This window comes from Streptomyces sp. NPDC029526 (assembly GCF_040637405.1).
Taxonomy (GTDB): Bacteria; Actinomycetota; Actinomycetes; order Streptomycetales; family Streptomycetaceae; genus Streptomyces.
This window is the reverse complement of sequence record NZ_JBEZWE010000001.1, coordinates 1,197,518-1,222,337: the sequence shown is the minus strand read 5'-3', so window position 1 is coordinate 1,222,337 and position 24,820 is coordinate 1,197,518. Positions and strand designations below refer to the sequence as shown.

Here is a 24,820-nt window from a genome sequence, read left to right as displayed (position 1 = left end):
ACGACGTACGACGACGGGCCCGCACCGCGCGGTGCGGCGGTGCGGGCCCGTCGGTGCGGCGGCTCGGCTCAGCGGGCGGCCAGGAACCGCTCCAGCGCCTCCACCACCATGCGGTGGTCCTGGAGCTGGGGCAGCCCCGAGACGGTGACGGCGCCGATCACGCCCACGTCCGTCACGGTGATCGGGAACGAACCGCCGTGCGCCGCGTACGTATCGGGGTCCAGGCGGGAGGACGCCTCGAAGGTCGTCCCCTTGGCCCGGTGCCGGGCGCCCACGAGGTAGGACGCGGAGCCGTAGCGCTCGACGACCCGGCGCTTGCGGGCGATCCAGGCGTCGTTGTCCGGCGTGGAGCCGGGCAGGGCGGCGTGGAACAGTTGCTGACCCGCGCGGTGGATGTCGACGGCGACCGGGGCCTGCCGCTCCCGGGCCATCTCCACCAGGAGGGAACCCAGCTCCCAGGCGTCCTCGTGGGTGAACCGGCGGAAGACCAGGCGCCGTTCCTGCGCCTCCAGCTCCTCGACGGTCGGGGTCACCTCGGGCCTGCTCACAGTGTCACCGTCACCTTCTCGGCGGCCGAACGGCGCGCCGCCTCCAGGACGTCGAGGGCGTCGGCCGCCTCCAGGGCGGTCACCGGGTTGGGGCCGCCGTCGCGCAGGGCCCGCGCCACGGCCGCGTAGTAGGCGGGGTAGTCGCCCGGCAGCGTCTCCACGGCCCGTCCGCCCCCGGTCACCGGGGACTCCCCGGCGCCGAGACGGCCCCACAGCTCCTCGGGTTCCGTGCCCCAGGCGGCGGCGTCCGGGCCGGGGCGCGCGCCGTCGCGCAGGGCGGCCTCCTGCGGGTCCAGGCCGTGCTTGACGTAGCCGGCCTTCGAGCCGAGGACCCGGAAGCGCGGGCCGAGCTGGGCCGTCGTCGCGGAGACGTAGAGGTGGGAGCGGACCCCGTTCGCGTGCGTGAGCGCGAGGAACGTGTCGTCGTCGGCCATCGCGCCCTCCCGGCGGAGGTCCGACTCGGCGTAGACGGCGGTCACCGGACCGAAGAGGACCAGCGCCTGGTCGACGACGTGGCTGCCGAGGTCGTAGAGCAGGCCGCCGATCTCCGCCGGGTCGCCCGACTCCCGCCAGCCGCCCTTGAGCCGCGGACGCCAGCGCTCGAACCGGGACTCGAAGCGGTACACGTCGCCGAGTTCGCCGTCGGCGACCAGCTTGCGCAGGGTGAGGAAGTCGTTGTCCCAGCGGCGGTTCTGGAAGACGGAGAGCAGCAGCCCGCGCTCCTCGGCGAGCGCCCCCAGCTCCCGCGCCTCGGCCGCCGTACCGGCCAGGGGCTTGTCGACGACGACCGGCAGGCCGGCCTCCAGGGCGGTGGTGGCGAGCGGGACGTGGGTGCGGTTCGGGGACGCGATGACGACCAGGTCCAGGTCGGCGGCGCGGGCGAACAGCTCGTCCGGGCTCGCGGCGATCCGGACGTCCGGGTGCGCGGCGCGGGCCTGCTGCTGCCGCTCCGGGTGGGAGGTGACCACCGTGTCGAGCGCGAGGCCCTCGGTGGCACCGATCAGCGGGGCGTGGAACACGGAGCCCGCGAGGCCGTAGCCGACGAGGCCGACGCGGAGGGGGTTGCCAGTCATGCCCCTACTTTCGCAACGCTGTTGCCAAAGTGCAAGCAGGAGGGACAATGGCCCGGTGAACAGGACGAACGGCGGACCGGGACGGGGCCTGCGGCAGGTCATCGGCGGGGCGGCGGCCGAAGGCCCGGCGCGCGGTGCCGGGGGCGTCAACCTCCTGGCCCTGCGCAGCCACAACTCCGCCCTGGTGCTGGACCTGCTGCGGACCGCGGGTGCCGAGGGCATCAGCCGCCTGGAACTCGCCGAACGCACCGGGCTCACCCCACAGGCCGTCAGCAAGATCACCACCCGGCTCCGGGAGGACGGCCTGGCGGTCGAGGCGGGGCGCCGGGCGTCCACCGGCGGCAAGCCGCGGACCGTGCTGCGCCTGGTCCCGGAGGCCGGGCACGCGGTCGGCGTGCACCTCGACCGGGACGGACTGCGGGCCGTCCTCTCCGACCTGGACGGCAGGGTGGTGGCCGACCGGCGCGCCCCGCTGCACCTCGGTGCCGGCGCGGAAGCGGTGCTGACCCGGGTCGCCGAGGTCGTCGGGGCACTGGGCGCGCCCGGCGCGCACGGGGCCGGGGGCGGTACGGGGACCGCGGGCGGGCCGGTCCGGACGCTGCTCGGGGTCGGCGTCGCGCTGCCCGGACCGCTCGATCACGCCCGGGGCGTGCTGCACCGGGTCACCGGCTACCCGGACTGGGACGGCTTCCCGCTGCGGGACGCCCTGGCGGACCGGCTCGGCGCCCCGGTCGTCGTCGACAAGGACACCAACGCGGCGGCCCTCGGGCTGGCCGTCGCCGGTGAGGGCGGTTCCTTCGCGTACCTGCACCTCGGGACGGGCCTCGGGGCCGGACTGGTGATCGGCGGCAGCGTGCACCGGGGACCGCGGACCGGCGCGGGGGAGTTCGGCCACCAGGTCGTGCAGCTCGACGGACCGCGCTGCCCCTGCGGCGACCGGGGCTGCATCGAGGCGCTGTGCCTGGACGCGGTGGCCCGGGGCGACACGGAGGAGGCGGCCCGGGTGCTCGGCACGGGAGCGGCGAACCTCGTGGGACTGCTGGACATCGACCGCGTTCTGCTCGGCGGGCGCACCATCGAGGCGGCCCCGGACACTTTCGTGCGAGGTGTGCGCGCCGTGCTGGACGCCCGCGCCCGGCGCACGGGGGACCCGCCCGTCACGGTGCGCCTCGCCTCCGGCGACCGGACGGGGAACGGTTCCCCGGGCGGTGGCGCCCGGGACGGCGACCGTGAGGGCGGCGGCAGCGGCGCCGGTCCGGCTGCGGGGGACGGCGCCGCCGGGATCGCGGAGGGAGCCGCCCAGCTGGTCCTGGCCCCGATGTTCGGCCGGGGCGACGGTTAGGGCTGTTCGGCTGTTCGGGAAGTCCCCCGCCTGCCCGGCGACGCCTGGTGCAGGCACGCTCGCGGCGTCGTCGGGCTCGTCCCGAGACGCCCAGTACACCCACTGCCGGGTCGACGCTCCGCCGTGCGAGCTCCGCCGTCCGAGTTCCGCCGTGCGAGTTCCGCCGTGCGAGCTCCGCCGTGCGATCGCACGCCCCGGACGCCGCCGGGCCCGCCCTCCGGGCGGACGACGCTCCTTGCGGAACACGCCCCAGCACCCACCCCGCCCCCGGGCAGGGGACGGCGGCCCCTGCGCCGGACGGACGGAAGACGGGGCCCGTCCGGGTGGCCTTCCCGCGTGTCGGGGAACCGGTGGCGCAGTAGCGGCAAGGAGTCATGGCATGCGCCCCTGCCTGCCCGCCGCCTGCTGCCTGGTGGCGGCGGCCACCGTTCTCCCCGTCGCCGGGACGTCGGCCGCCGCCGCGCCCGCGGACGCCCTCCCCGCCACCGTCGCCTGTGCCGCGGCCGGCGACCGCGAGTTCCCGCTCACCACCCGCCTCCACGGCGGCCCCGGCACCTACACCGCCGGGGGCGGCTTCGGCGTCTGGTACGTCGACCTCACCAACACCACCGACCGCACCTGCACCGCCGTTCACCCCGTGATCGTCCTCGTCGACGCGGAACGGGCCCTGAAGCCCGGCCAGGCCACGCTCGAGTTCTACGACCGCGGGCGGGACACGGACGCGGACGAACCGACCGACGGGCCGGAGAAGTCCGAGGCGCCTGAGGAGGGCAACGGGTCTGAGGAGGCCGACGGATCCGACGGAGCCGAGAAGAACGACGGCCCCGACGCGACCGGGACGAGCGACGGAGCCGGGGAGTCCGGGGCCACAGTGGAGACCGGGGCCGCCGACGGAGCCGATGCCACCCGGGAGACCGGCGGCACCGACGGAACCGGTCGAGCCGACGGCGCGGAGGGCCGGCCGCACCCCGTCCGCCTCGAACTCACCGACCAGGACGAACTCGTCGGGGCCCTCGCCGACGACGAGGCGGGTTTCCCCGGCTTCACCGTCGCGCCCGGCCGGACGCTCACCGTGAAGCTGCGGCTCCAGTTCACCTCGGACGCCGTGGCCAACGAGGTCGTCGCCAACGCCGCCGTCGTCCAGCGGCACAAGGACGACGGCGACTGGGTGGGCCAGTCCAACGACTACCGTTTCCGCATCGACGCCCCCTCCGGCACCGGCACGCGCGACCCCGCTCCGGACACCACGCGGGACACCGGGACCACCCGCGCCCCGAGCCCCGGCCCGCACCCCCGCCCCGGCGACAGCACCGGCCCGCCCCCCGCCACGACCCCGGACGGCACCGTGGCCGCCGACCCACCCGCTCCCCCCGCCGCGTCCGAGGCCCCCCTCGCCGACGAACTGGCCGCCAGCGGTATCGGCACCCGCACCCGTGTTCTCGCCGGAGCGGCGGCGGCCCTGCTCACCGGCGGAGCCGCGGTGCTGCTCGCCCGTCGGCGCGGCTGACCGGCGGACGCCATGCCTGAGTGGAGCTCCCGGGGACCGTCAGCCCCGGCCTCCGGACGGATGGGGCGGGGGACGGACGTGGCCCCTCCCGACGGACCCCGCTCCCGCACACCCGCCGGCCCCTCCCGGGCACCCGCCGCTCCATTCTCGGGTCCCCGCCACTGCGCCGCCCCCGGGCCCTTAGCGGCTGGCGCCCGAGCCCCCCGCCGACCCGCCGACCCGCCCCAGACACCACACCGTCCCGCTCCCCGGCGCAGGCCCGGCCGGCCGCACCGGGCCCCGCCGCCATTCCCACAAGATCCCGGTCTGTTTAGGCTGGGGCGGACGCAGCACCGCGTACGGCAGGAGATCCGGCACATGGCAGACCGCAAGCCCATCGAGTCCTGGCTGACCGACATGGACGGGGTGCTCATCCACGAGGGAGTCCCGATCCCCGGCGCCGACGCCTTCATCAAGAAGCTGCGCGAGTCGGGGAGGCCGTTCCTGGTCCTGACCAACAACTCGATCTACACCCCGCGCGACCTGCACGCCCGCCTGCGCCGCATGGGCCTGGAGGTGCCGATCGAGAACATCTGGACCTCGGCCCTCGCCACCGCGCAGTTCCTGGACGACCAGCGCCCGAACGGTTCCGCCTACGTCATCGGCGAGGCCGGGCTGACCACCGCGCTGCACGACATCGGTTACGTCCTCACCGACCACGAGCCGGACTACGTCGTCCTCGGGGAGACCCGCACCTACTCGTTCGAGGCCATGACCAAGGCCGTCCGGCTGATCAACAACGGCGCCCGGTTCATCGGTACCAACCCGGACGAGACCGGCCCGTCCACCGAGGGCCCGCTCCCGGCGACCGGCGCGGTGGCCGCGCTGATCACCAAGGCGACCGGCAAGCACCCGTACTTCGCGGGCAAGCCGAACCCGCTGATGATGCGCACCGGCCTGAACGTGCTCGGCGCGCACTCGGAGACCAGCGCCATGATCGGCGACCGCATGGACACCGATGTGCTGGCCGGTATCGAGGCGGGGATGCGGACCTTCCTGGTGCTCACCGGACTGACCCAGGCCGACCAGGTCGAGGACTTCCCCTACCGGCCCTCGAAGGTCCTGGACTCCATCGCGGACCTCGTCGACCTCATCTGACCGGCTCATCCGACCGGACGGCCGCACCGCGCCCCTGGCCCGGCGCGAACCGCCCGCCGCCCGGACCACGGCACCCGCCCGTCCGCCCCCGGCCGGACCCCGCCCGCCCCTCGCAGCCGGACCCGGACCCTGGGGCTCGGCCGGGGTCCGGCCGAGCCCCAGCGGCCCCGCCCCCGCACACCCCCTCCGACCTGCGGCGTTCAAACCTCACCCGACCCGGCCGCCACCCGGACGGCGTAATCACGGCACCCGCGAGGATGCGTGCACCCCTCTCGCGGGGGAGGCTCCGTGTGTCTGGAGGTTCACGATGCGTTCCATGAGACTCACTCTCTGTACGGGAGCCCTGGCCGTGGCCGCGCTCACCCCGACGACGGCGTACGCGGCGGACGGCGGTGGTGTCGCGGTGACCCCCGCGGCCCCGGCACCCGGCACGGACGTCACCCTCCGGGTGGCCGAGTGCGCCGAGCGGACGGCGGTGGCCGTGTCGGCGGCGTTCGTCTCCGAGGTCCGGCTCAGCGTCTCCGACGGCGTCCTCGTCGGCGAGAGCCGCGTCCGGTCCTCCCTCACCGCGGGCGTGTACGACGTGAAGGTGAACTGCGGCGGCACCGACCGCCGGGGCACGATCACCGTGGCCCCGGCCCGCACCCCGTCCGGCGGCCACGACGAACCGGCCGGCGACCGGCCGACGGCCCCCGCCTCACCGGTCGCACCGGTCGACGCGGGCGGCGGCGGCACCGCGCGGCTGGCGTCCGCCGAGGCCGAGGACGGCCCCGGCACGGCGCAGGTGGTGACCGGCCTGGCGCTCGCGGGAGCCGCGGCGGTGGCCGTCGCCCGCGGTCGCGTCCGCCGGAGCGGCGGGACGGCCTGACCATGTCCGATCAAGGATCCGTCCGGCCCGGTTCGGGCCGGCTGCTCACCGGGGTCGCCTGGGTGGTGTTGCTGCTCGGCCTGTGGCTGTGGGGCCGCGACGCGACCGACGCGCGCCCCGGGGCGACCGGGCCCGCCACCGGTGACATGGCGGCGGCCGGGCGCCCACCGCAGGTCGAACTGCCCCCGGCCCACCGGCCGTTGGGTGAGTCGCTGCCCGAGCGCCTGGTCATCCCCGGCCTCGACGTCCGGGCTCCGGTGGTCTCCCGCGGCCTCGACGAGCGGGGCGCCCTCGACCCGCCGCCCTTCGACCGCCCCGAGGTGGTCGGCTGGTACGCGGACGGGGTGACCCCGGGGGCGCCCGGCACCGCCCTGATGGTGGGTCACGTCGACACCGAGACCCGTCCCGCCGTCTTCTACAAGGTGAGCGCGCTGCAGGCGGGCCAGAAGATCCAGGTGGTCCGCGCGGACGACGAGGTCGCCGAGTTCACCATCGAGGGCGTCCAGGTCCTGGAACGGGACGGCTTCGACGCCCGGCAGGCGTACGGGCCCCGCCGGGACGGCCGGGCCGAACTGCGCCTGATCACCTGCGGCGGCACCTTCGACGAGGCCACCGACAGCTACACCGCCAACGTGGTCGTCTCGGCCTACCTGACCGGAACGAGCACCGAAGCCGAAACCGACACCGACACCGGCACCGGTTCCGACACCGACACCGACAGCGGCCCGGGCACGAGCACCGTCGCCCGTGGAGCCGCCTGACGCTCCCGTCGCGAGCACGAGAGGTCCGGGCCGGCCGTGCGGCCCGCCCGGACCCTTCGCGCTGACGCACGACGCAGGCACGACGCACGCACGACGCACGATGCACGCGCGCCCCGCACTGCCCGGGCGCGGGGACCCTCCCTACCTCCCTCTCGCACGGGCGCCGGCCCGGCCCACCCCCCTCCCTGCGGCCCGGCCGCCGTACCACTCCGCACCCGGCAGCCGAGCCGGTTCGGTCGGCCCTCGTGGGTGTCCCGGCACGTATGTCAGGATTGGGACCCGAACATCGGAACAGAGGACCGGGAGCAGCGGTCCACGGACGGCGGCCGGGGAGCAGTCCCCCGCGGCGGTCCTGGAGCGGACCGGTCCGGAACAGCACACCCGGACACCGGGAACCAAGTGCACCCAAGGGGGGTTGGATGTACGGCAGCAGGGGGGTCGGGGCGTTCGCCGGGAGGCGGGCGTCCGCAGCGGTGCTGGGGGCGGCACTGCTGATCACGGGGTGCTCCTCCGACGGCGACGGCAAGGGGGACGACCCGGAGTCGGCCGGCACGGGGATCGCGCAGCAGCCGAAGGAGGCCGACCCCTACTGGGTCAATCCGAACGGCACCGCGGCCCGCGAGGTCGCCGCGCTGACCGAGGCCGGCAAGAAGGACGAGGCGGCGCAGGTCCGCAAGATCGCCGAGCAGCCCGTGGCCGAGTGGATCAGCCCGGAGAATCCGGAGGAGCAGACCCGCGGCTTCACCGAGGCCGCCGCCGAGGCGGACCGCACGGCGCTGCTCGTCCTCTACAACATCCCGCACCGCGACTGCGGGCAGTACTCGCAGGGCGGTGCCGCCGACGGCGACGCCTACCGCGACTTCGTCGACGGCGTCGCCAAGGGCATCGGCGACCGCCCGGCCACCGTGATCCTGGAGCCCGACGCGGTGCTCCACCTGGTCGACGGCTGCACCCCGCAGCAGTTCCACGAGGAGCGCTACGACCTCCTCAAGGGTGCCGTCGCCAAGCTGAAGGGCCTGAAGGACACCAAGGTCTACATCGACGCGGGCAACGCGGGCTGGGGCAACCCCGACCAGATCTTCGACCCGCTGAAGCGGGCCGGGATCGACCAGGCCGACGGCTTCTCGGTGAACGTCTCCAACTTCTACTCCACCGAGGACTCCATCGCCTACGGCAAGCAGCTCTCCGCCAAGGTCGGCGACAAGCCCTTCGTCATCGACACCAGCCGCAACGGCAACGGCCCCTACACCGAGGGCGCCGCGGACGAACGCTGGTGCAACCCGCCCGGCCGCGCCCTCGGCGAGACCCCGACGGTGAAGACCGACGACCCGCTGGTCGACGCGTACCTGTGGATCAAGCGGCCCGGAGAGTCGGACGGCGAGTGCAAGGGCGGCCCGAAGGCGGGCGAGTGGTGGGAGGACTACGCCCTCGGCCTCGCCCGGTCCGCCGACTGACGGGACGCGAGCGACGGGCCGTCACCCGACGGCCCTGCACGGGAACTATCGGAGCACAGCGGACGCGAGCAACCACCGCAGACACGACAAAGGGGCGCCCCCCAAGAAGGGCGCCCCTTTCCCGTCGGCGTGACGTATCCCGTCAGCGCGACGGCCCCGGAACCGTCACCGGCCCCGGAACCGTCACCGGCCCGGGACCGGCCCCGGGGCCACCGAACGCCGAATGGGCCTACGGCACCTGGACCCACCGGGCCTTGCTCGGCGTGCCGTCGGAGTCCGTGGCGAACAGCATGTACCAGCCCGCCTGGACCAGGTTGCGGTTCTTCGGCACGGTGACCGTCAGCTTGTCGCCGTCGGCCTCGAAGTCCAGCGCGATCGAGCGCTGGTCCACGTCGGTGACGTGGGTCGAGGCGCTCGGGCGGATCAGCCGGACGTTCTTGATCTTCGAGGCGTCCTTCGAGGTGTACGTGCCGGACCCGCCGCGCTCGATGGTCTCCGGACCGTCGGCCAGCTGGGGCTGCTCACGCTCGCCGTACAGGTACGGCGGGGTGTAGATCTCGATGCGCTGCTCGAACTCGCCCGGCTTGGTGTTGGCCTTGTCCGCGTAGAGCGAGTCGGAGCCGAAGAACATCACCCGGCCGTCGGGCAGCAGGATCGAGCCGGCGTGGTAGTTGCGGCCCACCAGCGGGTCGGCGACCTGCCGGAACTCGTTCTTCTCGGTGTCGTAGATCCGCGCCTCCAGGATGTTGGAGTCGCTCCGGCCGCGGTAGTCCTCCGAGCCGCCCGAGACGAGGATGTCGTCGTTGGGCAGGATGGACGCCTGCGGGTAGCGGGTGCCCTTGTCCAGCGACGGGCCGTCGACGAACTTCGGGTCGTCGGCCTTGAGGTCCACGATCCGGGTCTTCTCGCTGGCCTTGCGGGACTCGCCGACGCCGCCGCCGCCGATCACCATGTAGCGCTCGTCCTGGGCGGGCGGCAGCAGCACCGTGTTGGACGTCTCCATCATGTCGGGGTCGCTGAGCCCGGGGATCTTGGTGAACTTGTTGCTCTCCACGTCCCAGACGCCCGGGTCACGGCCCTCGTCGGCCGGCCCGTAGCCCGCGTTCGAACCCGAGTAGAAGACCTTGCCGTTCTGCATGAGGAACAGCGCCGGGTAGGTCGGGAACTGGCGGACCTTGTCGGTGTAGGTCCACTTCTTGGTCTCGGGGTCGTAGATCTCGTTCTTGCCCGGGACCAGCTGGCCGATGTCGTCGAGGCCGGAGACGCTGAGGATCTTGCCGTCGCTCAGGGTGGTGAGCGTCGGGTACCAGCGTGCCTCCTTCATCGGGTCGACCTTGATGTACTTCTCGGCGACCGGGTCGAACTCGAAGGCGTCGTCGATGCCCTGGAAGTCCTTCTTGTCCAGGGCGAGCTTCTCGGCGATGCCGTACGTGTTCTGCTTGTCCTCGCCGGTGAGACCCTGCACGGTGTAGTTGTCCTGGGTGCCGGTCTCGTACTTGGCGCCCTCCTTCTGCGCCTCGACGTAGGTCCGGCCGTACCCGGGGGTGTTGCCCAGGAACTCGCCGGTCTCCTTGTCGAAGTTCTTCTTGGCGCGCGGGACGAGCACCGGGTCCTTCGAGACGAAGGTCTTGCCGTTCTTCTTGCCGACGAACTTGGTGCCCGCCGGGAGGGTGATCGGCTTGTCCGGGTTCTCGTTGTGGACGACCATCAGGCCGCCCGCCTTCTTCACGTCACCCTTGAGCTTCTCGTACCGCTTGGTGCCGCCCGCGATCAGCAGGTTGCCGTTGGCGAGCTGGGTGTGCCCCGTGCAGAACAGGTCGCTCGGGGTCGGCACCTTCTTGATGGTCCCCTTGACCGGGTCCCAGATCCGCGTGTCGTACTTCTTCGCGTCGAAGTTGTCCTTGTCGTTGCCCGACCCCGCGACGAGCAGCACCTTCCCGGTGCGCAGCAGCGCCGCGTGGATCGTGTTCTGCCGGTACTTCTCCGGGAACTCGATGATCTCCCAGCGGCCGTTCTCGGCCTTGTACTCCGGCTGATTGATCTTGTACGCGTGGTACTTCTCCGTACCGAAGCGGTAGAGCCACGGCCCGTTCATCCCGGCCAGCGCGAGTACCACCGTCGTGCCTATCGCGATGCGACGTGCGCGACGACGGCCAGCACGGTCCTTCATTTCTTACGTCCCCCAAGTCCACCAAGGGCGATCTGCATGGTCTGGTCGTTGCCGGGGTTGCCGCCCCCGGTCCCGCCCGGGCCTTCGGGGCCCCCTGTTCCGCCCGGTGCGCCGTGCGAGCCGGCCCAGCTGGGACCGCCGGTCCGCGGCGCGTCCGGTGCGTGCTGCTGCTGCGGCACGGCCGGCGCCGGGTCCGAGGGATGGGCGGCGGCCGGCTGCCCCGCGGCGTGCGCGCCGGGCTTCTTCCTGTCCTGCCGCATGCCGTGGCGCCAGGCGAACATGGGCGCCGCGGTGATCAGCAGGGCGAACGTGGCCCAGATGACCATCGCCGGGTGGTCGTGTCCGAAGACGAAGCCCGCCGCGATGGAGCCACCGAAGATCGCGATGAAGTACCAGTGGTAGCGGAACGTGCCGAACCAGGTGTCCGGGCTGGCCGAGTCGCCCTTCGGGGTGACCACGAACTTGCTCTTGCGGCGCAGCACCGAGTCGATGAGGGCCTTCGCGTAGAGCGGGGCGGACAGCGCGGACATCACCATGCCGGCCACACCGCCGGAGCCCTCGGGCTCGTGCGGCGAGACGTTGTGGCGGCGGTTCCAGATGTACAGCCCGATCTGCAGCGCGGAGGCGTTGCCGTAGAGCATCAGCCAGATCGTCGGGTCGATGTTCACACCCGAGGCGCCCAGACCCAGGAACAGCGCACAGCTCAGCGCCGCCAGGATCCAGTTCATGGCCGCCATCGGGTAGAAGATGATCATCATCGTGTAGTTGAAGAGCTTGCTCGGCGGGAGCGAGTAGAAGCCCTTCCAGTACTGCCCGATGATCGTCTCGTACGTACCGCGCGACCAGCGCATCTGCTGGGTGAAGAAGTCCGTCCAGGCGTTGGGGCCCTCACCGACGGCGAGCACGTCCGGGGTGTAGACCGAGCGCCACTTCCGGCCCGTCTCCGGGTTCTTGTGACGGTGCATCTCGAAGCCGGTCGCCATGTCCTCGGTGATCGAGTCGTACAGACCGCCGATCTGCTTCAGCGCCTTGATGCGCACGGCGTTCGACGTGCCGACGAACATCGGCGAGCCGTAGCGGTTGCCCGCCCGCTGGATCAGGGCGTGGAAGAGGAACTGCTGCGACTCCGCGGCCTTGGTGACGAAGTTGTCGTAGTTGCCGTACACCTGCGGGCCGATGACGAAGCCGACGTCCGGGTCACGGAAGAAGCCGAGCATCCGCTCCAGGTAGTTCGGCAGCGGGACGTGGTCGGTGTCGACCGAGGCGAAGTAGTCGTAGTCGTCGCCGTGCGCCTCGAGCCAGGCGTTGTAGTTGCCGTGCTTGGTCTTGGCGCGGTGCGGCCCTTTGGGCATGTTCCACTTCGCGACCCCTTTGCGGGAGAAGTGGTGCACCCCCAGGCGCGCGCAGACCTCTTTGACCTCGGGGTCGTCGCCCTCGTCGAGCAGCCAGACGTGCATCAGGCCCCGGTGGCGGATCTTGACGGCCGCCTCCAGGGTCTTCGTCACCATCTCCAGCGGCTCCTTGCCGGGCACGAAGGAGGTGAGGAAGGCCACGCGGGTGCCGGTCTCCGGCACCACCGGGATCGGGTCGCGGGCGACGAGGGTGGCGTGCGCGTTCGACAGCACGTTCATGCAGCGGAAGAACTCGATCAGGCCGATCGAGACGAGCATCACGATGTCGAGGGCCGGCAGCCAGTCGAACGCCGGGTGGTCGCGCTCGGTCCAGTGCGACGGCTGGAGCAGCCACACCAGCAGCACCAGCGACAGCACCGGGGCCGCGGCCAGCATCAGCGCGATGCGGATGCGGTGCGGTTCCTGGCCGATCAGCGAGCGGTACTGGACCTTGTACGGCTTGGTCGGATCCGGCTGGGTGAGGGGCCCCGCGAGCCGGCTGTAGTGCTCGTAGTCGTATCGCGGCAGCGTCTTCTTGATGCGCCGGAACGCGCCCGTGTTGCCTGTCCGGTGGGCAGGCACCCTGAGCTGGGTTGTCTGGGACGGGTCGTCGTCCCTATGGGCGCCCGTCGGCGTCGACGTCATGAGTCATCCCCCCACACGCGGGTCACCCGCGTGTTTCGTCGCTTCCTTCCGCCCGCGTCCGGTCCCCCTCGACCTTCACGGACGTATCAGTGGTAGACCGCTGTCACCACGTCCCGCACACCTTATAGACACGGCACAGCGCCCTTCCGGTTGCACGACGCCCCCCTTGGCATCGCCCCCCGGACCGGTCCGCCGGACCCGTCCGGCGGCAACCGGTTTCCCGCCCCCGACAACCGCGAACCCGCAGAATGTCGAAGGACTCAGGTTGTACGGTGCCCATCATGATCGCAAGGTGCGATACAGGTGTTCACCGGTCATTCGCGCCCATTGTGACCCCCGGGAGGGGGCCGCGGAGGACGGTTGCGTCCGATGGACCGCAGTCCTGTACGGAACGACCCGCGATCCGGTAGGGGCGACGGACCACGGTCCTGCACGGACCACGGACCGCAGTCCTGCACGGACCACGAACCACAGTCCTGGGCGGACGACGGACCGCAGTCCTGTACGGACGGCGGGCGCCGACCGCTCACCGCGTGGTGGAACGCGGCCAAATGCGGACGGGCCCCCCGGTCACGAGGAGCCCGTCCAGTCGGTGCGCCGCCAGGGACTCGAACCCCGGACCCGCTGATTAAGAGTCAGCTGCTCTAACCAACTGAGCTAGCGGCGCGCGCTGACGGAGACACTCTACAGGACCCCGCCGGGTGGTCCGGACCGCCACACATCCCGCCCGGAGCACCCCGGCCGCCTCCCCGCTTACATCATTCGGACCGTCAACATGCGCATCACGACGACAGTTGAGAAACTGATCACCGTGCACAGGTGTGGAGATGTTCACCGGAAGTGTGAGGGGTATCGCATGGAGTCCCCGGTATTCGAGGAATTCGATCCCGCGAGCGATTGCGAGTGCCCCGGCTGTGTTCACGGGCGTCGAATTCTGCCGCAGGGGCCGGCCGGCCGTCCGGCCGCCCACCGGACGGTGGTCGTGGCGGCCGCCGCCTCGACGGTGATCGGGGGCGCCGCGGTACCGGCCCTCGCCGCCCCGCAGTCCGCCCAGCGGCCCGGCTCCCCGGACGTTTCCGCAGCTGACGAGCCCGACACTCCCCAGGGGCAGCGGGCCCCGCTGCACGGCCCGAGCGCCCAGACGGCCCTGCCCGCGGCCCCCACGAGCACCCCGGCGACCACCCGGGCGGAGATCATCAACCGGGCGAAGACCTGGGTCGCCGCGAAGGTCCCGTACAGCATGACCGCGTACTGGTCCGACGGATACCGGCAGGACTGTTCGGGTTATGTCTCGATGGCCTGGAACCTCGCCGGAAACGAATGGACCGGAAGCCTCGGAAAGTACGCCGACAAAATCACCAAGGACGAATTGCAGCCCGGCGACATGCTGCTCTTCCACAACCAGTCCGACCCGCACGCGGGATCCCACGTCGTCCTGTTCGGCGGCTGGACGGACCACACGCGCACCGCCTACGTGGCCTACGAGCAGACCCGCCCGCACACCCGCCGGCTGAACACCCCGTACGCCTACTGGAGCGACTCCTCCCGCTACGTCCCGTACCGGTACAAGGGGGTGACGAGCGGCACGGCCGGCTCCGAGCCGGACACCGCGAAACCGGCCACCCCGGTGGCCACGCCCTTCCCGGGGGCCGCGTACTTCGGGCCGGGGGCGAACAACGCCCACGTCACCCGGCTCGGCCGGATGCTGGTCGAGCGCGGCGGCGCCCGCTTCTACACCGTCGGCCCCGGCCCGCGCTGGACGGAGGCGGACCGCAGGGCGACCCGGGCGTTCCAGGAGGCCCAGGGCTGGCGGGGGGCCGAGGCGGACGGGCTGCCGGGGCCGGTGACGTGGGAGCTGCTGGTGACCGGCCGCGGCAAGGACGTCCGGGCCGCGGCCCCCGGCGCCGGGACACCCGCCTCGCCCGGGGTGCCCGGCTACCCCGGGCGGGCCTTCTTCCGGCCCGGCGCGCACCACGACCACGTCACCGTCCTGGGGCGGCAGCTGGTGAAGAAGGGCTTCGGCCGGCACTACACGACAGGACCGGGCCCCCGCTGGAGCGAGGCCGACCGCCGCAACGTCGAGGATTTCCAGCGGGCCCAGGGCTGGCGGGGCGGGGCCGCCGACGGCTACCCGGGTCCGGAGACCTGGCGGCGGCTGTTCTCCTGACGGCCGGGGAGCCCCCGGCCCGTCCGTGCGCCCGCCGGTGACGCGGGCGGCACCCGGCCGCCCGGCCCGGCCGGCCGGACCCATCCGATGTGACGCATCTGGCGCGGAGGCTGGAGGCACGCATGACCACGACCACGTCCCACACCCCGGAGTCCGAGCAGCCCGCGGAGGGCGGGCCGGCCGCTCGTCCGGCCCGGCTCATCCACACCGAGTCCACCACCGAGATCCCCGTCCACCTGCTGTTCCGCGACGACCCCGACCCGGCGCCGGTGCCGCTGCGGCCCGCCGTGGTGGCGCGCCGGCAGGGCACCGGGGAGCAACCGCGGCTGCGGCGCCCGGCCCCCGAGAGGCCCGAGGCGCTGCCCCGGGTCGACCCCGACCTGGTGGAGCGGCCCGCGCGGGTGCTGCCGGGAGCCGTGGGGGTGCTGGCCGGTGTGTGCGGGGCGGCCGGCTGCCTGGCCACCGCGTGGTGGAGCGGGGCGCTCCCGCCGCTCGCGGCCGGGGCGCTGGGGCTGCCGTCCTCGCCTGTGGCCGGGGCCGGCCCCGCGCAGTGGGCGGCGTACGCGGTCGCGGGGGCGGCCGGACTGTTCGGCTTCGGCGGACTGGCCCGCGGGCGGACCGGCCGGGCCTGGGTGCTCGGCCTGTTCGGTCGCTACCGGGGGACGGTGCGCCGGACCGGGCTGCTGTGGGTGAATCCGCTGCTGCTGCGCCGGCGGGTCGACGTGCGGCTGCGGCACTGGCGCAGCGAGCCGATGCCGGCGGCGGACCGGGGCGGGGTCGCCCTGCGGGTGGTGGTCACGGTGGTGTGGCGGGTGCGGGACACCGCGCGGGCCACGCTCGGGGTGGAGGACCACGAGACGTACCTGCGCGAGTGCGTCGAGGCGGCGCTGCTGCGGCTGCCGGTGGAGGCGCCGGGCGCGGGCCAGGGGGCGATGGACGCGCTGCGTGACGCGCTGACCCGTCAGGTCGCGACGGACACCGCGCCGGTGGGGGTGGAGGTGTTCGCGGTGCGGCCGGTCCGGGTGGAGTACGCGCCGGAGGTGGCCGCGGCGATGCACCGGCGCCGGATGGCGGCGCTGGACGCCCGGCACCGGGCGAGCGTGCTCAGTTCGGTCGTGGACTCGGTGGAGGACACGGTGACCCGGCTGACCGTGCGCGGGCTGGTCGAGCTGGACGACTACGAGCGCAAGGCGCTGGTGAAGGACCTCACGGTGGCGTTCTGCGCGGGGCGGGGCGAGGCGGTGCCCTGACCCGCGTGAGGGCCGTCCTCCGTGGGTGGTTGAAAGCGTCGTGCATCTGGTCTGGACATGTCCATGCCGCAGTCCTACGCTCAGACTTGGTCTAGACCTACTCGCACCACCCTGCACGGCTCACTGACACCCCCACGTTCACCAGGAGCGGCAGCATGCGCACACGGACCAAGCTGTACGCAGCCGCGGTGGGACTGGCCACGACCGGAGCACTCGCGTTCTCCTCCGGCGGGGCCAGCGGCCACGGCTACACCGACCTGCCGGTCAGCCGGCAGAAGCTCTGCCAGAACGGCACGGTCACCAACTGCGGCGCCATCCAGTGGGAGCCGCAGAGCGTCGAGGGACCGAAGGGCTTCCCCTCCTCCGGGCCCGCCGACGGGCGGATCTGCTCGGGCAACAACACCCGGTTCTCCCAGCTCGACGCCCCGCGCACGCCCTCGGGCGGCGCCTGGCCCACGACCCGGGTCAGCGGCGGCCAGAACTACACCTTCCGGTGGCAGTTCACGGCCATGCACGCCACGACCGACTTCAAGTACTACGTGACCAAGCCGGGCTGGAACCAGAACCACGCCCTGACCCGGTCCGACCTCAACCTCACCCCGTTCTTCACGGTGCCCTACAACGGGCAGCGGCCCCCGCAGACCCTCTCGCACACCGGAAGGCTGCCCTCGGGGCTGAGCGGACACCACGTGATCGTGGCCGTCTGGACGGTCGCCGACACGAACAACGCGTTCTACGCCTGCTCGGACGTCACCTTCTGAGCCGGCCCGGCGGGGCAGCCCCGGAACCCGGCCGCCCCGCCGGAGCGAACCGCCGGGACCGTACCGGCCGAGCGGGCCTCGAGCCCCGAGCCCCGAGCCCCGAGCGCGAGCCGGAGCCGGAGCCCGGGCCTGAGTCCGGGCCGGCGCTCGAGCCCGGGTCGGCGCCCGACCCCGGGCCGGAGAACACCGAAGGGCCTCCCGCTCCCACGAGAGGCCCTTCACCGTGCGCCGCCAGGGACTCGAACCCCGGACCCGCTGATTAAGAGTCAGCTGCTCTAACCAACTGAGCTAGCGGCGCATGACTCCCGCCGTCCGCTTCCCGCGGTCGGCGACGCGAAAAATAATACCCGCTGCCCAGGGGTGCTCCCGACCACCGCCCGCCACCGCCCGGACCACCGAGCCGGGCCCGCCGCGGGGCCTCGCACCGGGCGCCGCTGCGGGTCTCGCACCGGGCGCCGCTGCGGGCCTCGTGCCGCTCAGATCGTCAGCGACAGCAGCACGGGGGCGGCGCTGCGGTTCAGGGTCTCGGCGGCCCGGCGCAGCCGGTGGGCGTGCTCGACCGGAAGCGACAGGGCCAGGCAGCCCACCGAGGAGCCCGCCGTGATCGGGACGGCCGCGCACACGGTGCCGACCGCGTACTCCTGGAGGTCCAGCACCGGGACCGAGGGCGGCTGGGTGGCCAGCTGGGACAGCAGCAGCTTGTCGCTGGTGATGGTGCGCGAGGTGAGCCGGGCCATCCGGTGCCGGGCGAGGTGGTCGCGCCGTCCGCTGTGGTCCAGCTGGGTGAGCAGGCTCTTGCCGACCGCCGTGGCGTGCGCGGAGCTGCGGAAGTCCACCCACTCGTTGACCTTCGGGGTGGCCGGGCTGTCGGCGTACTGGGTGACCTTGACCTCGCCGTCCTCGTACCGGCTCACGTAGACGGCGGCGCCGACGCGGTCGCGCAGCCGGTCCAGGGTGCGCTGGAGGGTGTCCCGCACCGCCTCGTCGTGGCCCTCGGCGGCACCGAGGCGGGCGAACGCCTCCCCGGTGACGTAGGCGCCGTCGGCGACCTGCTCGACGTACGCCTCGCGGCGCAGCATCCGCAGCAGGGTGGTCAGCCGCTGCCCGCCGAGGCCGCTCTCGCGGGCCAGGTCGTGGTCGGTGACTCCGGTGGTGTGCCGCGCCACCGTCTCCAGGACGCGCAGGGCGTCCTGGGCCGAGTGGTACGGCGCGGTCGGCTCGTGCTTCAGCGCCACGGTTTCCCCCTGCGCTCGCTCGGTGGGCCGCGATCCGGTCGGCGAATCCCGTCCACGATAGCCGCCGAGCGGCCGTCGCAGAGGGGGTGTTGACAAGATTGCGGCACCTCCGAACTGCGGCGCAGACCCTCTGGCATATGCGGGCGACATGAGCCAAGGCGTGGACCTCGGCTCTTCGCCCGCACACACCCCGTGGTCAGAGGACCGCGCTGAGGAACTCCCGGGTCCGGTCGTGCTCCGGTTCGCTGAAGATCTTCTCCGGCGGCCCGGACTCGATGACCCGGCCCGAGTCGAACATCAGGACCTGGTCGGAGATGTCCCGCGCGAAGTTCATCTCGTGGGTCACGCACAGCATCGTGATGTCCGTGGAGCGGGCGATGTCCCGCAGCACGTCCAGCACGCCCGCGACCAGCTCCGGGTCCAGCGCCGAGGTCACCTCGTCCAGCAGCAGCACCTGCGGCCGCATGGCGAGCGCCCGGGCGATGGCCACCCGCTGCTGCTGGCCGCCGGACAGCTGCGCGGGGTGCTTGTCGGTCTGGTCGGTGAGGCCGACCAGCTCCAGCAGGTCCCGCGCCCGCTCCTCCGCCTCGTCCTTCGACAGGCCGAGGACGGTGACCGGGGCCTCGGTGATGTTCCGCAGCACGGTCATGTTCGGGAACAGGTTGAACTGCTGGAACACCATCCCGATCTTCTTGCGGACCTCGCGGACCTGCTTCTCCGGCGCGGGGAAGAGCTGGTCACCGTCGACGGTGATGGTGCCCTCGTCCGGCTTCAGCAGGGTCATCAGCAGCCGCAGGATCGTGGTCTTGCCGGACCCCGACGGGCCGATCAGCGTCACGTGCTTGCCGGCGTCGACGGAGAAGTCCAGGTGGTCCAGGACCGTGTGGTCGCCGAACCGCTTGGTGACCTGCTCCAGCCGGATCAGCTCTCCGGTGCTGCGCGGGGTCCCGGGCTTCTTCTCGAACGGTACGTGGGTGTCAGTGGACAAGGCGTCGCTCCAGGGCTCGCAGGGCAAGGGATGCCAGGTAGGAGATGACGATGAAGGCGACGCCGATCACCGTCAGCGGCTCGGTGAACTGGAAGTTCTGCTGGGAGAACAGCCGCGCCTGGCCGAGCATCTCCAGCACGGTGATGGCCATCAGCAGCGGCGTGTCCTTCAGCATCGAGATGACGTAGTTGCCGAGGGCGGGCACCACCCGGCGCACGGCCTGCGGCAGGATCACCACGGTCCACGTCCGGCGCAGCGGCAGGTTCAGCGCCGTCGCCGCCTCCCACTGGCCCACCGGCACGGCCTCGATGCCGGCCCGGTAGACCTGCATCGTGTACGTCGAGTAGTGCAGCCCGATGGCGAAGACGCCGGTGGTCAGGGCCGAGAAGGTGACCCCCCACTCGGGCATCACGTAGTAGAGGAAGAACAGCTGCACCAGCAGCGGGGTGTTGCGGACGAACTCCGTCACCGCCCCCACCGGCCAGGTCACCCAGCGCGTCGGCACCCGCATCAGCAGCGCCCACACCAGTCCCAGCGCGAACGAGATCAGCGAGCCCAGGACCAGGATCTGCAGGGTGACCAGCAGACCGTCCCAGAAGTACGGCATGAAATCGGCGACCGCGCCCCAGTCCCACTTCACGAGACACCACTTCCCTCGGGCACGCGCACGGCGGTCTTCTTCGTCGGGGTCCGGCCGACCCCGGCCTTCAGCTTCTTCTCCAGCCCGCGCATGAGGCGGGTCAGCAGGAAGGCGATCACGAAGTAGATCAGCAGGATGTAGGTGTAGATCTCCGCGCTCTCCTGGAGCGCCAGGCGCACCAGGTTGGCGCTGAACGCCAGGTCGCCCATGCCCATGATCGACACCAGGGCGGTGCCCTTGAGCAGCTCGATCAGCAGGTTGGAGAACGGCGGGATCATCTCCGGCACCGCCTGCGGCAGCAGGATCAGCCGCATCCGCTGGGCGGGCGTGAAGCTGAGGGCGATGCCGCCCTCACGCTGGGCCGGGTCGACCGCGGCGAGCGCGCCGCGCACGATCTCCGAGCCGTACGCCCCGTAGGTCAGGCCGAGCGCCAGCGTGCCCGCCCACAGCGGCACCAGCTGCCAGCCGAACGCCGGGGGCAGCACGAAGAACACCCAGAAGATCATCACCAGGGCCGAGGTGCCGCGGAACACCTCGGTGTAGAAGCCCGCCAGGAAGCGGACGAACTTCAGCCGGTGCGTGCGCGCGATGCCGACGACGAACGACACGGCCGTCGCGAGCAGCGCGCTGAGGACGAGCAGCTGGATCGTGACCCAGACGCCCTCCAGTACGCGTTCCCAGAGTCCTGAGGTCATCCGCCGCACAACTCCTTCGCGGTCAGATCCGTCATCTCGTCCTCGGTGAAACCGAAGGGCTTGAGGATGCGGAGCAGCTCACCGCTCTTCTTCAGTTTGTGCAGCTCCTCGTTGAAGGCGTCCCGCAGCTTCGTCTCCGTCGGCCGGAAGGCGAACGCGCCCCCGTCGACGTGCGGCTTGCCGTTGACGATCGGCTTGAACGGCTGGGTGACCTCCGCCTTCGTCGACTTCTTCACCACCTCACGGGTGGTGAGCGCGGTCCCCGCGAACACGTCGACCCGCCCGGCCTCGACGGCGTTCAGGCCGGCCACCTGGTCGGGGACGATCAGGATGTCGCTCTCCTTGTACCCGGCCTCCACGGCGTACGCGATCTCCGCGTAGCCGGTGCCGGTGGCGAACTTCGCCTTCTTCTCGACGACGTCCTGGTAGTTGTGCAGCCCCTTCGGGTTGCCCTTGCGGACGATGAAGGAGTCGAGCATCTGGTAGTCGGGGTCGGAGAAGATGACCTGCTCGCAGCGGTCGGGGTTGACGTACATCCCCGCGGCCACGATGTCGAACTGCTGCGAGTTCAGTCCCGGGATCAGGGAGCCGAACTCGGTGGGGACGGGCTGCACCCGGTCCACGCCCAGCCGTTTGAAGATGACCTGGGCGAGCTCCGGCGCCTCGCCGGTCAGCTCGCCGTCCTTGTTGATGTAGCCGAAGGGTATCTCGCCGGCGATGCCGAGCCGGGCGACGCCTGCCGCCCGGAGCCGTTCCAGCAGGTCACCGCCGTCCGCGCTCGACTCCGTCGGCACCCGCGAGCAGCCGACGGCGCCCAGTGCGCCGAGCGCCGCGACCCCCGCGAGCAGCGACCGGCGCGAGGGCCCGGAGGCAACTCCGTTACGTCTCAGTGGTTGTCCCAGTGGTGGAGCCATGGCGGCGCAGCTACCCGATGGGATGACACTTATTCCGGCCAATTTCAGCCCCGTTCGGCGGTCGGGCGGTCTTGACCGGCACGGGACCATGGGACACATGGTCGACCGATACATCGAGGTCTCGCTGGTCACGCGCGGCGTCACCGCGACCGCCCGGCTGCTGGACGACCGGGCGCCGGTCACGTGCGCGGCCGTCTGGGACGCGCTGCCCCTGAGCGGCGACGTCTACCACGCCAAGTATGCCCGGAATGAGATCTATGCGCTGTTCGAGCCGTTCGCGCCGGCCGAGCCGCCCCTGGAGAACCCGACGGTCACGCCCATCCCCGGTGACCTGTGCTACTTCTCCTTCGCCGGTGCCGAGCTGGGCACCACGGCGTACGGCTACGACCGCGAGGTCCGCCCCGGCGCCACCGTGGTGGACCTCGCCCTCTTCTACGAGCGCAACAACCTGCTGCTCAACGGCGACGTCGGCTGGGTGCCCGGCATCGTCTGGGGGCAGGTGGTGGACGGGCTGGCCGGGCTGGCCGAGGCGTGCAACGACCTGTGGCGCACCGGGGCGGCGGGGGAGACGCTCAGCTTCCGCCGGGCGTGACCGCGCTGCCCGCGCCGGCCGCGCGGGCCACGCCCGCCGCGTACAGCGCGTGCGCGGCGCGCAGCACCAGCGCGTCCCGGTGGCGGGCGGCCACCAGCTGCAGCCCGATCGGCAGCCCGTCCGCGTCCGTCCCCACCGGTACGGTCGCCGCCGGCTGCTGGGTCATGTTGAACGGGTACGTGAACGGCGTCCAGCCCGTCCAGCGGCCCAGCCCGGAGCCCCGGGGCACCTCCGCCCCCGCCTCGAACGCCGTGACCGGCATCGTCGGGGTGACCAGCAGGTCGTAGGTGTCGTGGAACAGACCCATCCGGCGGCCCAGGTCCATGCGCACGTCCACCGCGGCCAGGTAGTCCAGCGCCGACAGCCGCGCACCGGTCGCGCACACCTCCCGCAGCCCCGGATCCAACCGGGCCCGCTGCTCCCGCCCCAGGTGCTGGGTCACCCGGGCCGCCCCGGCGAACCACAGCGTGTGGAAGGCGTCCACCGGGTCGGCGAGGTCCGGGTCGGTCTCCTCCACGTACGCGCCGAGCCCGGCCAGCGCCTCGACCGCCCGCCGCACCGCCGCCGCCACCTCCGGCCGCACCGCCACCTGCCCGCCCAGCGCCGGCGAGAACGCCACCCGCAGGCCGCGCACCCCGCCGTCCAGCTCCGCCGAGAAGGAACCGGCGGGCGGGGCGAGCGCCGACCAGTCCCGCGAGTCCGCGCCGCCGATCACGTCCATCAGCAGCGCCGCGTCCGCCGCGTCCCGGGTCATCGGACCGACGTGCGCCAGCGTGCCGAACGCGCTCGCCGGATACAGCGGCACCCTGCCGTACGTCGGCTTCAGCGCGAAGATGCCGCAGAACGACGCCGGGATGCGCACGCTGCCCCCGCCGTCCGTGCCCAGCGCCAGCGGCCCCGCGCCCCGCGCCACCGCCACCGCCGCGCCCCCGCTGGAGCCGCCCGCGGTGCGCGCCGGGTCGTGCGGGTTGCGGGTGACGCCGCTGAGCGGGGAGTCCGTCACGCCCTTCCAGCCGAACTCCGGGGTCGTCGTCTTGCCCAGGAACACCGCCCCGTGCTCCCGCAGCCGGGCCACCGAGGGGGCGTCCTCGTCCCAGGGCCCCGCCGGGTCGACGGTCAGCGAGCCCTTCAGCGTCGGGGCGCCGCGCAGCAGCAGGATGTCCTTCACCGTGACCGGCACCCCGTCCAGCAGCCCGCACGGCTCACCGCGCCGCCACCGTTCCTCCGACCGGGCGGCCTGCTCCAGCGCCTCCTCGGGCATCAGCCGCACGAAGGCGCTCAGCTCCGGCTGGATCTCCTCGGCCCGCGCGAGCGCCGCCCGGGTCGCCGCCACCGGGCCGGTCTCCCCGGCGCGGTAGGCGGCCAGGAGCCGCAGGGCCGTGAGGCCCGTCGGGTCGGCGGGGGCGGCCGGGTCGACCGGGTCGGTACGGTCGGCCGGATGCGCGGCGCCGGCCGGGTCCGTCGGACGGGCGGGGCGGGCGGGGCCGGTCCGTTCGCGGGGCGCGCCGGATCCGCTGGGCCTGCTCGACTCGGTGAACTCGGTCATCCGCCCTCCCGGGGACGTCAGTGGCCGGGTACGTACCCGCGCTGCTTGTCGACCACGTTCGGCAGCGGCTCGCCCGCCGCCCACAACTCGAAGAACTCCACGAACTGGGCGGCCAGTTCGTCCCGCCAGCCGACCGTGTCACCACTCATGTGCGGGGACACGACCAGCCCCGGCACCTCCCACAGCGGGCTGTCGGGGGCGAGCGGCTCGCTCTCGAACACGTCCAGGGCCGCCCCCGCGATCCAGCGCCGCCGCAACGCCTCGGCCAGAGCGTCCTCCACGACGAGCTGCCCCCGCCCGACGTTCACGAAGTACGCGGAGGGCTGCATCACGCCGAACCGGCGTGCGTCGAACATGCCCCGGGTGGCGTCCGTCAGGGGCGCCGCGGCGACCACCCAGTCCGCGCGGGACAGCAGCCGGTCCAGCTCCCCGGGCCCGTACACCCCCGGGCGCGCGGTCCGCCCGACCAGGGCCGTCGTCACCCCGAGCGCGCGCAGCGTGCCCGCGATCGCCCGGCCGATCGGCCCGGAGCCGACCACGCAGGCGCGCGTCCCGGCGACCCTGCGGGTCTCCCGGTGCCGCCAGGTCCGCCCGCGCTGGAGCTCCAGCGTCCGCGGCAGGTCCTTCGCGTGCGCCAGCACCAGCGCGGCGACGTACTCGGCGATCGCCCCGTCGAAGACGCCCCGCGCGTTGGTGACGACCGTGTCGGAGCCGGCCAGTTCCGGACCGAGCAGATGGTCCACGCCCGCGCTCGCCGTGTGCACCCAGCGCGGCCGGGGCCCCTCGCCGGGCCAGGCGGCGCGCACCGCGTGCGAGGTGAAGTCCCAGACCAGCAGGACGTCCGCCTCCGGCAGCCGCTGGTCGAGCGTCGAGGCGTCCGCGTGCTCGATCCGGGCCCGCCCGGTCAGCCGGCCGAGCCGGGGCGGGGGCTCCGCGTCCAGCACGAGGACCGTGGGGACGGCCGGTACGGGAGGGACGGAAGGGGTGCGGGGGGTGGTCATGACCGCCGTTTCTGCGCTGTGGCCGAAAGTCTCAGATGCGCGGATTGACCACGCTGGCACCCGAACCTACCGTCGTCAACACGGGCGTTCCGACGATCCGTTGCGTGCTCCTTGCGTGCTCCTCACGGGCCGTTC

Annotated in this window: 21 protein-coding genes and 2 tRNA genes; 10 read left to right on the top strand and 13 right to left on the bottom strand. The window is 72.8% G+C overall.

Annotated features, from left to right (window positions below; genetic code table 11):
- Positions 1 to 68: 68 nt before the first annotated feature.
- Together AB0F01_RS05485 and AB0F01_RS05480 are read right to left on the bottom strand one after the other, a co-directional pair.
- Complete coding sequence (locus tag AB0F01_RS05485) at positions 69 to 548, bottom strand: heme-degrading domain-containing protein (protein ID WP_362090128.1); 480 nt, start codon at positions 546 to 548, stop codon at positions 69 to 71.
- A complete protein-coding gene (locus tag AB0F01_RS05480; RefSeq protein WP_362090126.1) occupies positions 545 to 1,621 on the bottom strand; it encodes a Gfo/Idh/MocA family oxidoreductase in 1,077 nt (358 codons plus the stop codon). The genes AB0F01_RS05485 and AB0F01_RS05480 overlap by 4 nt, the downstream gene beginning before the upstream one ends.
- Between AB0F01_RS05480 and AB0F01_RS05475 the strand changes: the two genes are divergently transcribed.
- From AB0F01_RS05475 to AB0F01_RS05450, 6 genes are all read left to right on the top strand, one after another.
- Positions 1,611 to 2,963, top strand: a complete 1,353-nt coding sequence (locus AB0F01_RS05475; RefSeq protein ID WP_362090124.1) for an ROK family transcriptional regulator — start codon at positions 1,611 to 1,613, stop codon at positions 2,961 to 2,963. The two genes, AB0F01_RS05480 and AB0F01_RS05475, sit on opposite strands and share 11 nt — an antisense overlap.
- A 379-nt stretch (positions 2,964 to 3,342) precedes the next feature.
- The gene (locus tag AB0F01_RS05470) at positions 3,343 to 4,470 is read left to right on the top strand and encodes a hypothetical protein (RefSeq protein WP_362090122.1); all 1,128 of its coding nucleotides are present in this window, start codon (positions 3,343 to 3,345) and stop codon (positions 4,468 to 4,470) included.
- Between the two features lie 357 nt (positions 4,471 to 4,827).
- The gene (locus tag AB0F01_RS05465; RefSeq protein WP_362090120.1) at positions 4,828 to 5,607 is read left to right on the top strand and encodes an HAD-IIA family hydrolase; all 780 of its coding nucleotides are present in this window, start codon (positions 4,828 to 4,830) and stop codon (positions 5,605 to 5,607) included.
- A 307-nt stretch (positions 5,608 to 5,914) separates the two neighbouring features.
- Positions 5,915 to 6,475: a hypothetical protein gene (locus AB0F01_RS05460; protein ID WP_362090118.1), complete on the top strand. Its 561-nt coding sequence runs from the start codon at positions 5,915 to 5,917 to the stop codon at positions 6,473 to 6,475.
- Between the two features lie 2 nt (positions 6,476 to 6,477).
- Positions 6,478 to 7,236: a class F sortase gene (locus AB0F01_RS05455; protein ID WP_362090116.1), complete on the top strand. Its 759-nt coding sequence runs from the start codon at positions 6,478 to 6,480 to the stop codon at positions 7,234 to 7,236.
- 419 nt (positions 7,237 to 7,655) lie between these two features.
- Entirely contained in the window at positions 7,656 to 8,690 is a 1,035-nt protein-coding gene (locus AB0F01_RS05450; protein WP_362090114.1) for a glycoside hydrolase family 6 protein, read from the top strand.
- Between the two features lie 229 nt (positions 8,691 to 8,919).
- Here AB0F01_RS05450 and AB0F01_RS05445 read toward each other — a convergent pair whose 3' ends face one another.
- The 3 genes from AB0F01_RS05445 to AB0F01_RS05435 all read right to left on the bottom strand — a co-directional run bounded on the left by AB0F01_RS05445 (position 8,920) and on the right by AB0F01_RS05435 (position 13,563).
- The gene (locus AB0F01_RS05445; RefSeq protein WP_362090113.1) at positions 8,920 to 10,860 is read right to left on the bottom strand and encodes a kelch motif-containing protein; all 1,941 of its coding nucleotides are present in this window, start codon (positions 10,858 to 10,860) and stop codon (positions 8,920 to 8,922) included.
- Entirely contained in the window at positions 10,857 to 12,896 is a 2,040-nt protein-coding gene (locus tag AB0F01_RS05440; protein WP_362090111.1) for a glycosyltransferase family 2 protein, read from the bottom strand. Before AB0F01_RS05440 ends, AB0F01_RS05445 begins: the two co-directional genes overlap by 4 nt.
- A gap of 593 nt (positions 12,897 to 13,489) precedes the next feature.
- Positions 13,490 to 13,563 (bottom strand) — tRNA-Lys (locus AB0F01_RS05435).
- 189 nt (positions 13,564 to 13,752) lie between these two features.
- On the opposite strand from AB0F01_RS05435, the gene AB0F01_RS05430 reads away from it, so the two are divergent.
- The 3 genes from AB0F01_RS05430 (at position 13,753) to AB0F01_RS05420 (ending at position 17,074) form a co-directional block, all read left to right on the top strand.
- Positions 13,753 to 15,063 carry a peptidoglycan-binding protein gene (locus AB0F01_RS05430; RefSeq protein ID WP_362090109.1) on the top strand — a complete coding sequence of 437 codons (1,311 nt, stop codon included), beginning with the start codon at positions 13,753 to 13,755 and terminating at the stop codon, positions 15,061 to 15,063.
- A gap of 122 nt (positions 15,064 to 15,185) precedes the next feature.
- Positions 15,186 to 16,313 (top strand): SPFH domain-containing protein, encoded by a 1,128-nt coding sequence (locus AB0F01_RS05425; protein WP_362090107.1) that lies wholly within the window; start codon positions 15,186 to 15,188, stop codon positions 16,311 to 16,313.
- Positions 16,314 to 16,468: 155 nt separating this feature from the next.
- Positions 16,469 to 17,074 (top strand): lytic polysaccharide monooxygenase, encoded by a 606-nt coding sequence (locus tag AB0F01_RS05420; protein ID WP_362090106.1) that lies wholly within the window; start codon positions 16,469 to 16,471, stop codon positions 17,072 to 17,074.
- Positions 17,075 to 17,298: 224 nt separating this feature from the next.
- Here AB0F01_RS05420 and AB0F01_RS05415 read toward each other — a convergent pair.
- The 6 genes from AB0F01_RS05415 to ehuB all read right to left on the bottom strand — a co-directional run bounded on the left by AB0F01_RS05415 (position 17,299) and on the right by ehuB (position 21,546).
- Positions 17,299 to 17,372, bottom strand: a tRNA-Lys gene (locus AB0F01_RS05415).
- Positions 17,373 to 17,550: 178 nt separating this feature from the next.
- Complete coding sequence (locus AB0F01_RS05410; protein ID WP_362090104.1) at positions 17,551 to 18,309, bottom strand: IclR family transcriptional regulator C-terminal domain-containing protein; 759 nt, start codon at positions 18,307 to 18,309, stop codon at positions 17,551 to 17,553.
- A gap of 196 nt (positions 18,310 to 18,505) precedes the next feature.
- Positions 18,506 to 19,297 (bottom strand): ectoine/hydroxyectoine ABC transporter ATP-binding protein EhuA, encoded by a 792-nt coding sequence (ehuA, locus tag AB0F01_RS05405; protein ID WP_362090102.1) that lies wholly within the window; start codon positions 19,295 to 19,297, stop codon positions 18,506 to 18,508.
- A complete protein-coding gene (gene ehuD, locus AB0F01_RS05400) occupies positions 19,287 to 19,937 on the bottom strand; it encodes an ectoine/hydroxyectoine ABC transporter permease subunit EhuD (protein ID WP_362090101.1) in 651 nt (216 codons plus the stop codon). Before ehuD ends, ehuA begins: the two co-directional genes overlap by 11 nt.
- Positions 19,934 to 20,632 carry an ectoine/hydroxyectoine ABC transporter permease subunit EhuC gene (gene ehuC, locus AB0F01_RS05395; protein WP_362090099.1) on the bottom strand — a complete coding sequence of 233 codons (699 nt, stop codon included), beginning with the start codon at positions 20,630 to 20,632 and terminating at the stop codon, positions 19,934 to 19,936. Before ehuC ends, ehuD begins: the two co-directional genes overlap by 4 nt.
- Positions 20,629 to 21,546, bottom strand: coding sequence for an ectoine/hydroxyectoine ABC transporter substrate-binding protein EhuB (ehuB, locus tag AB0F01_RS05390; protein ID WP_362090098.1), 918 nt, complete (start codon positions 21,544 to 21,546; stop codon positions 20,629 to 20,631). The genes ehuC and ehuB overlap by 4 nt, the downstream gene beginning before the upstream one ends.
- Before the next feature lie 97 nt (positions 21,547 to 21,643).
- On the opposite strand from ehuB, the gene AB0F01_RS05385 reads away from it, so the two are divergent.
- A complete protein-coding gene (locus AB0F01_RS05385) occupies positions 21,644 to 22,138 on the top strand; it encodes a DUF3830 family protein (RefSeq protein ID WP_362090096.1) in 495 nt (164 codons plus the stop codon).
- Here AB0F01_RS05385 and AB0F01_RS05380 read toward each other — a convergent pair.
- Entirely contained in the window at positions 22,119 to 23,684 is a 1,566-nt protein-coding gene (locus AB0F01_RS05380) for an amidase (RefSeq protein WP_362090095.1), read from the bottom strand. The genes AB0F01_RS05385 and AB0F01_RS05380 overlap by 20 nt on opposite strands.
- 17 nt (positions 23,685 to 23,701) lie before the next feature.
- A complete protein-coding gene (locus AB0F01_RS05375) occupies positions 23,702 to 24,685 on the bottom strand; it encodes a D-2-hydroxyacid dehydrogenase (RefSeq protein ID WP_362090093.1) in 984 nt (327 codons plus the stop codon).
- Between the last annotated feature and the right edge of the window lie 135 nt (positions 24,686 to 24,820).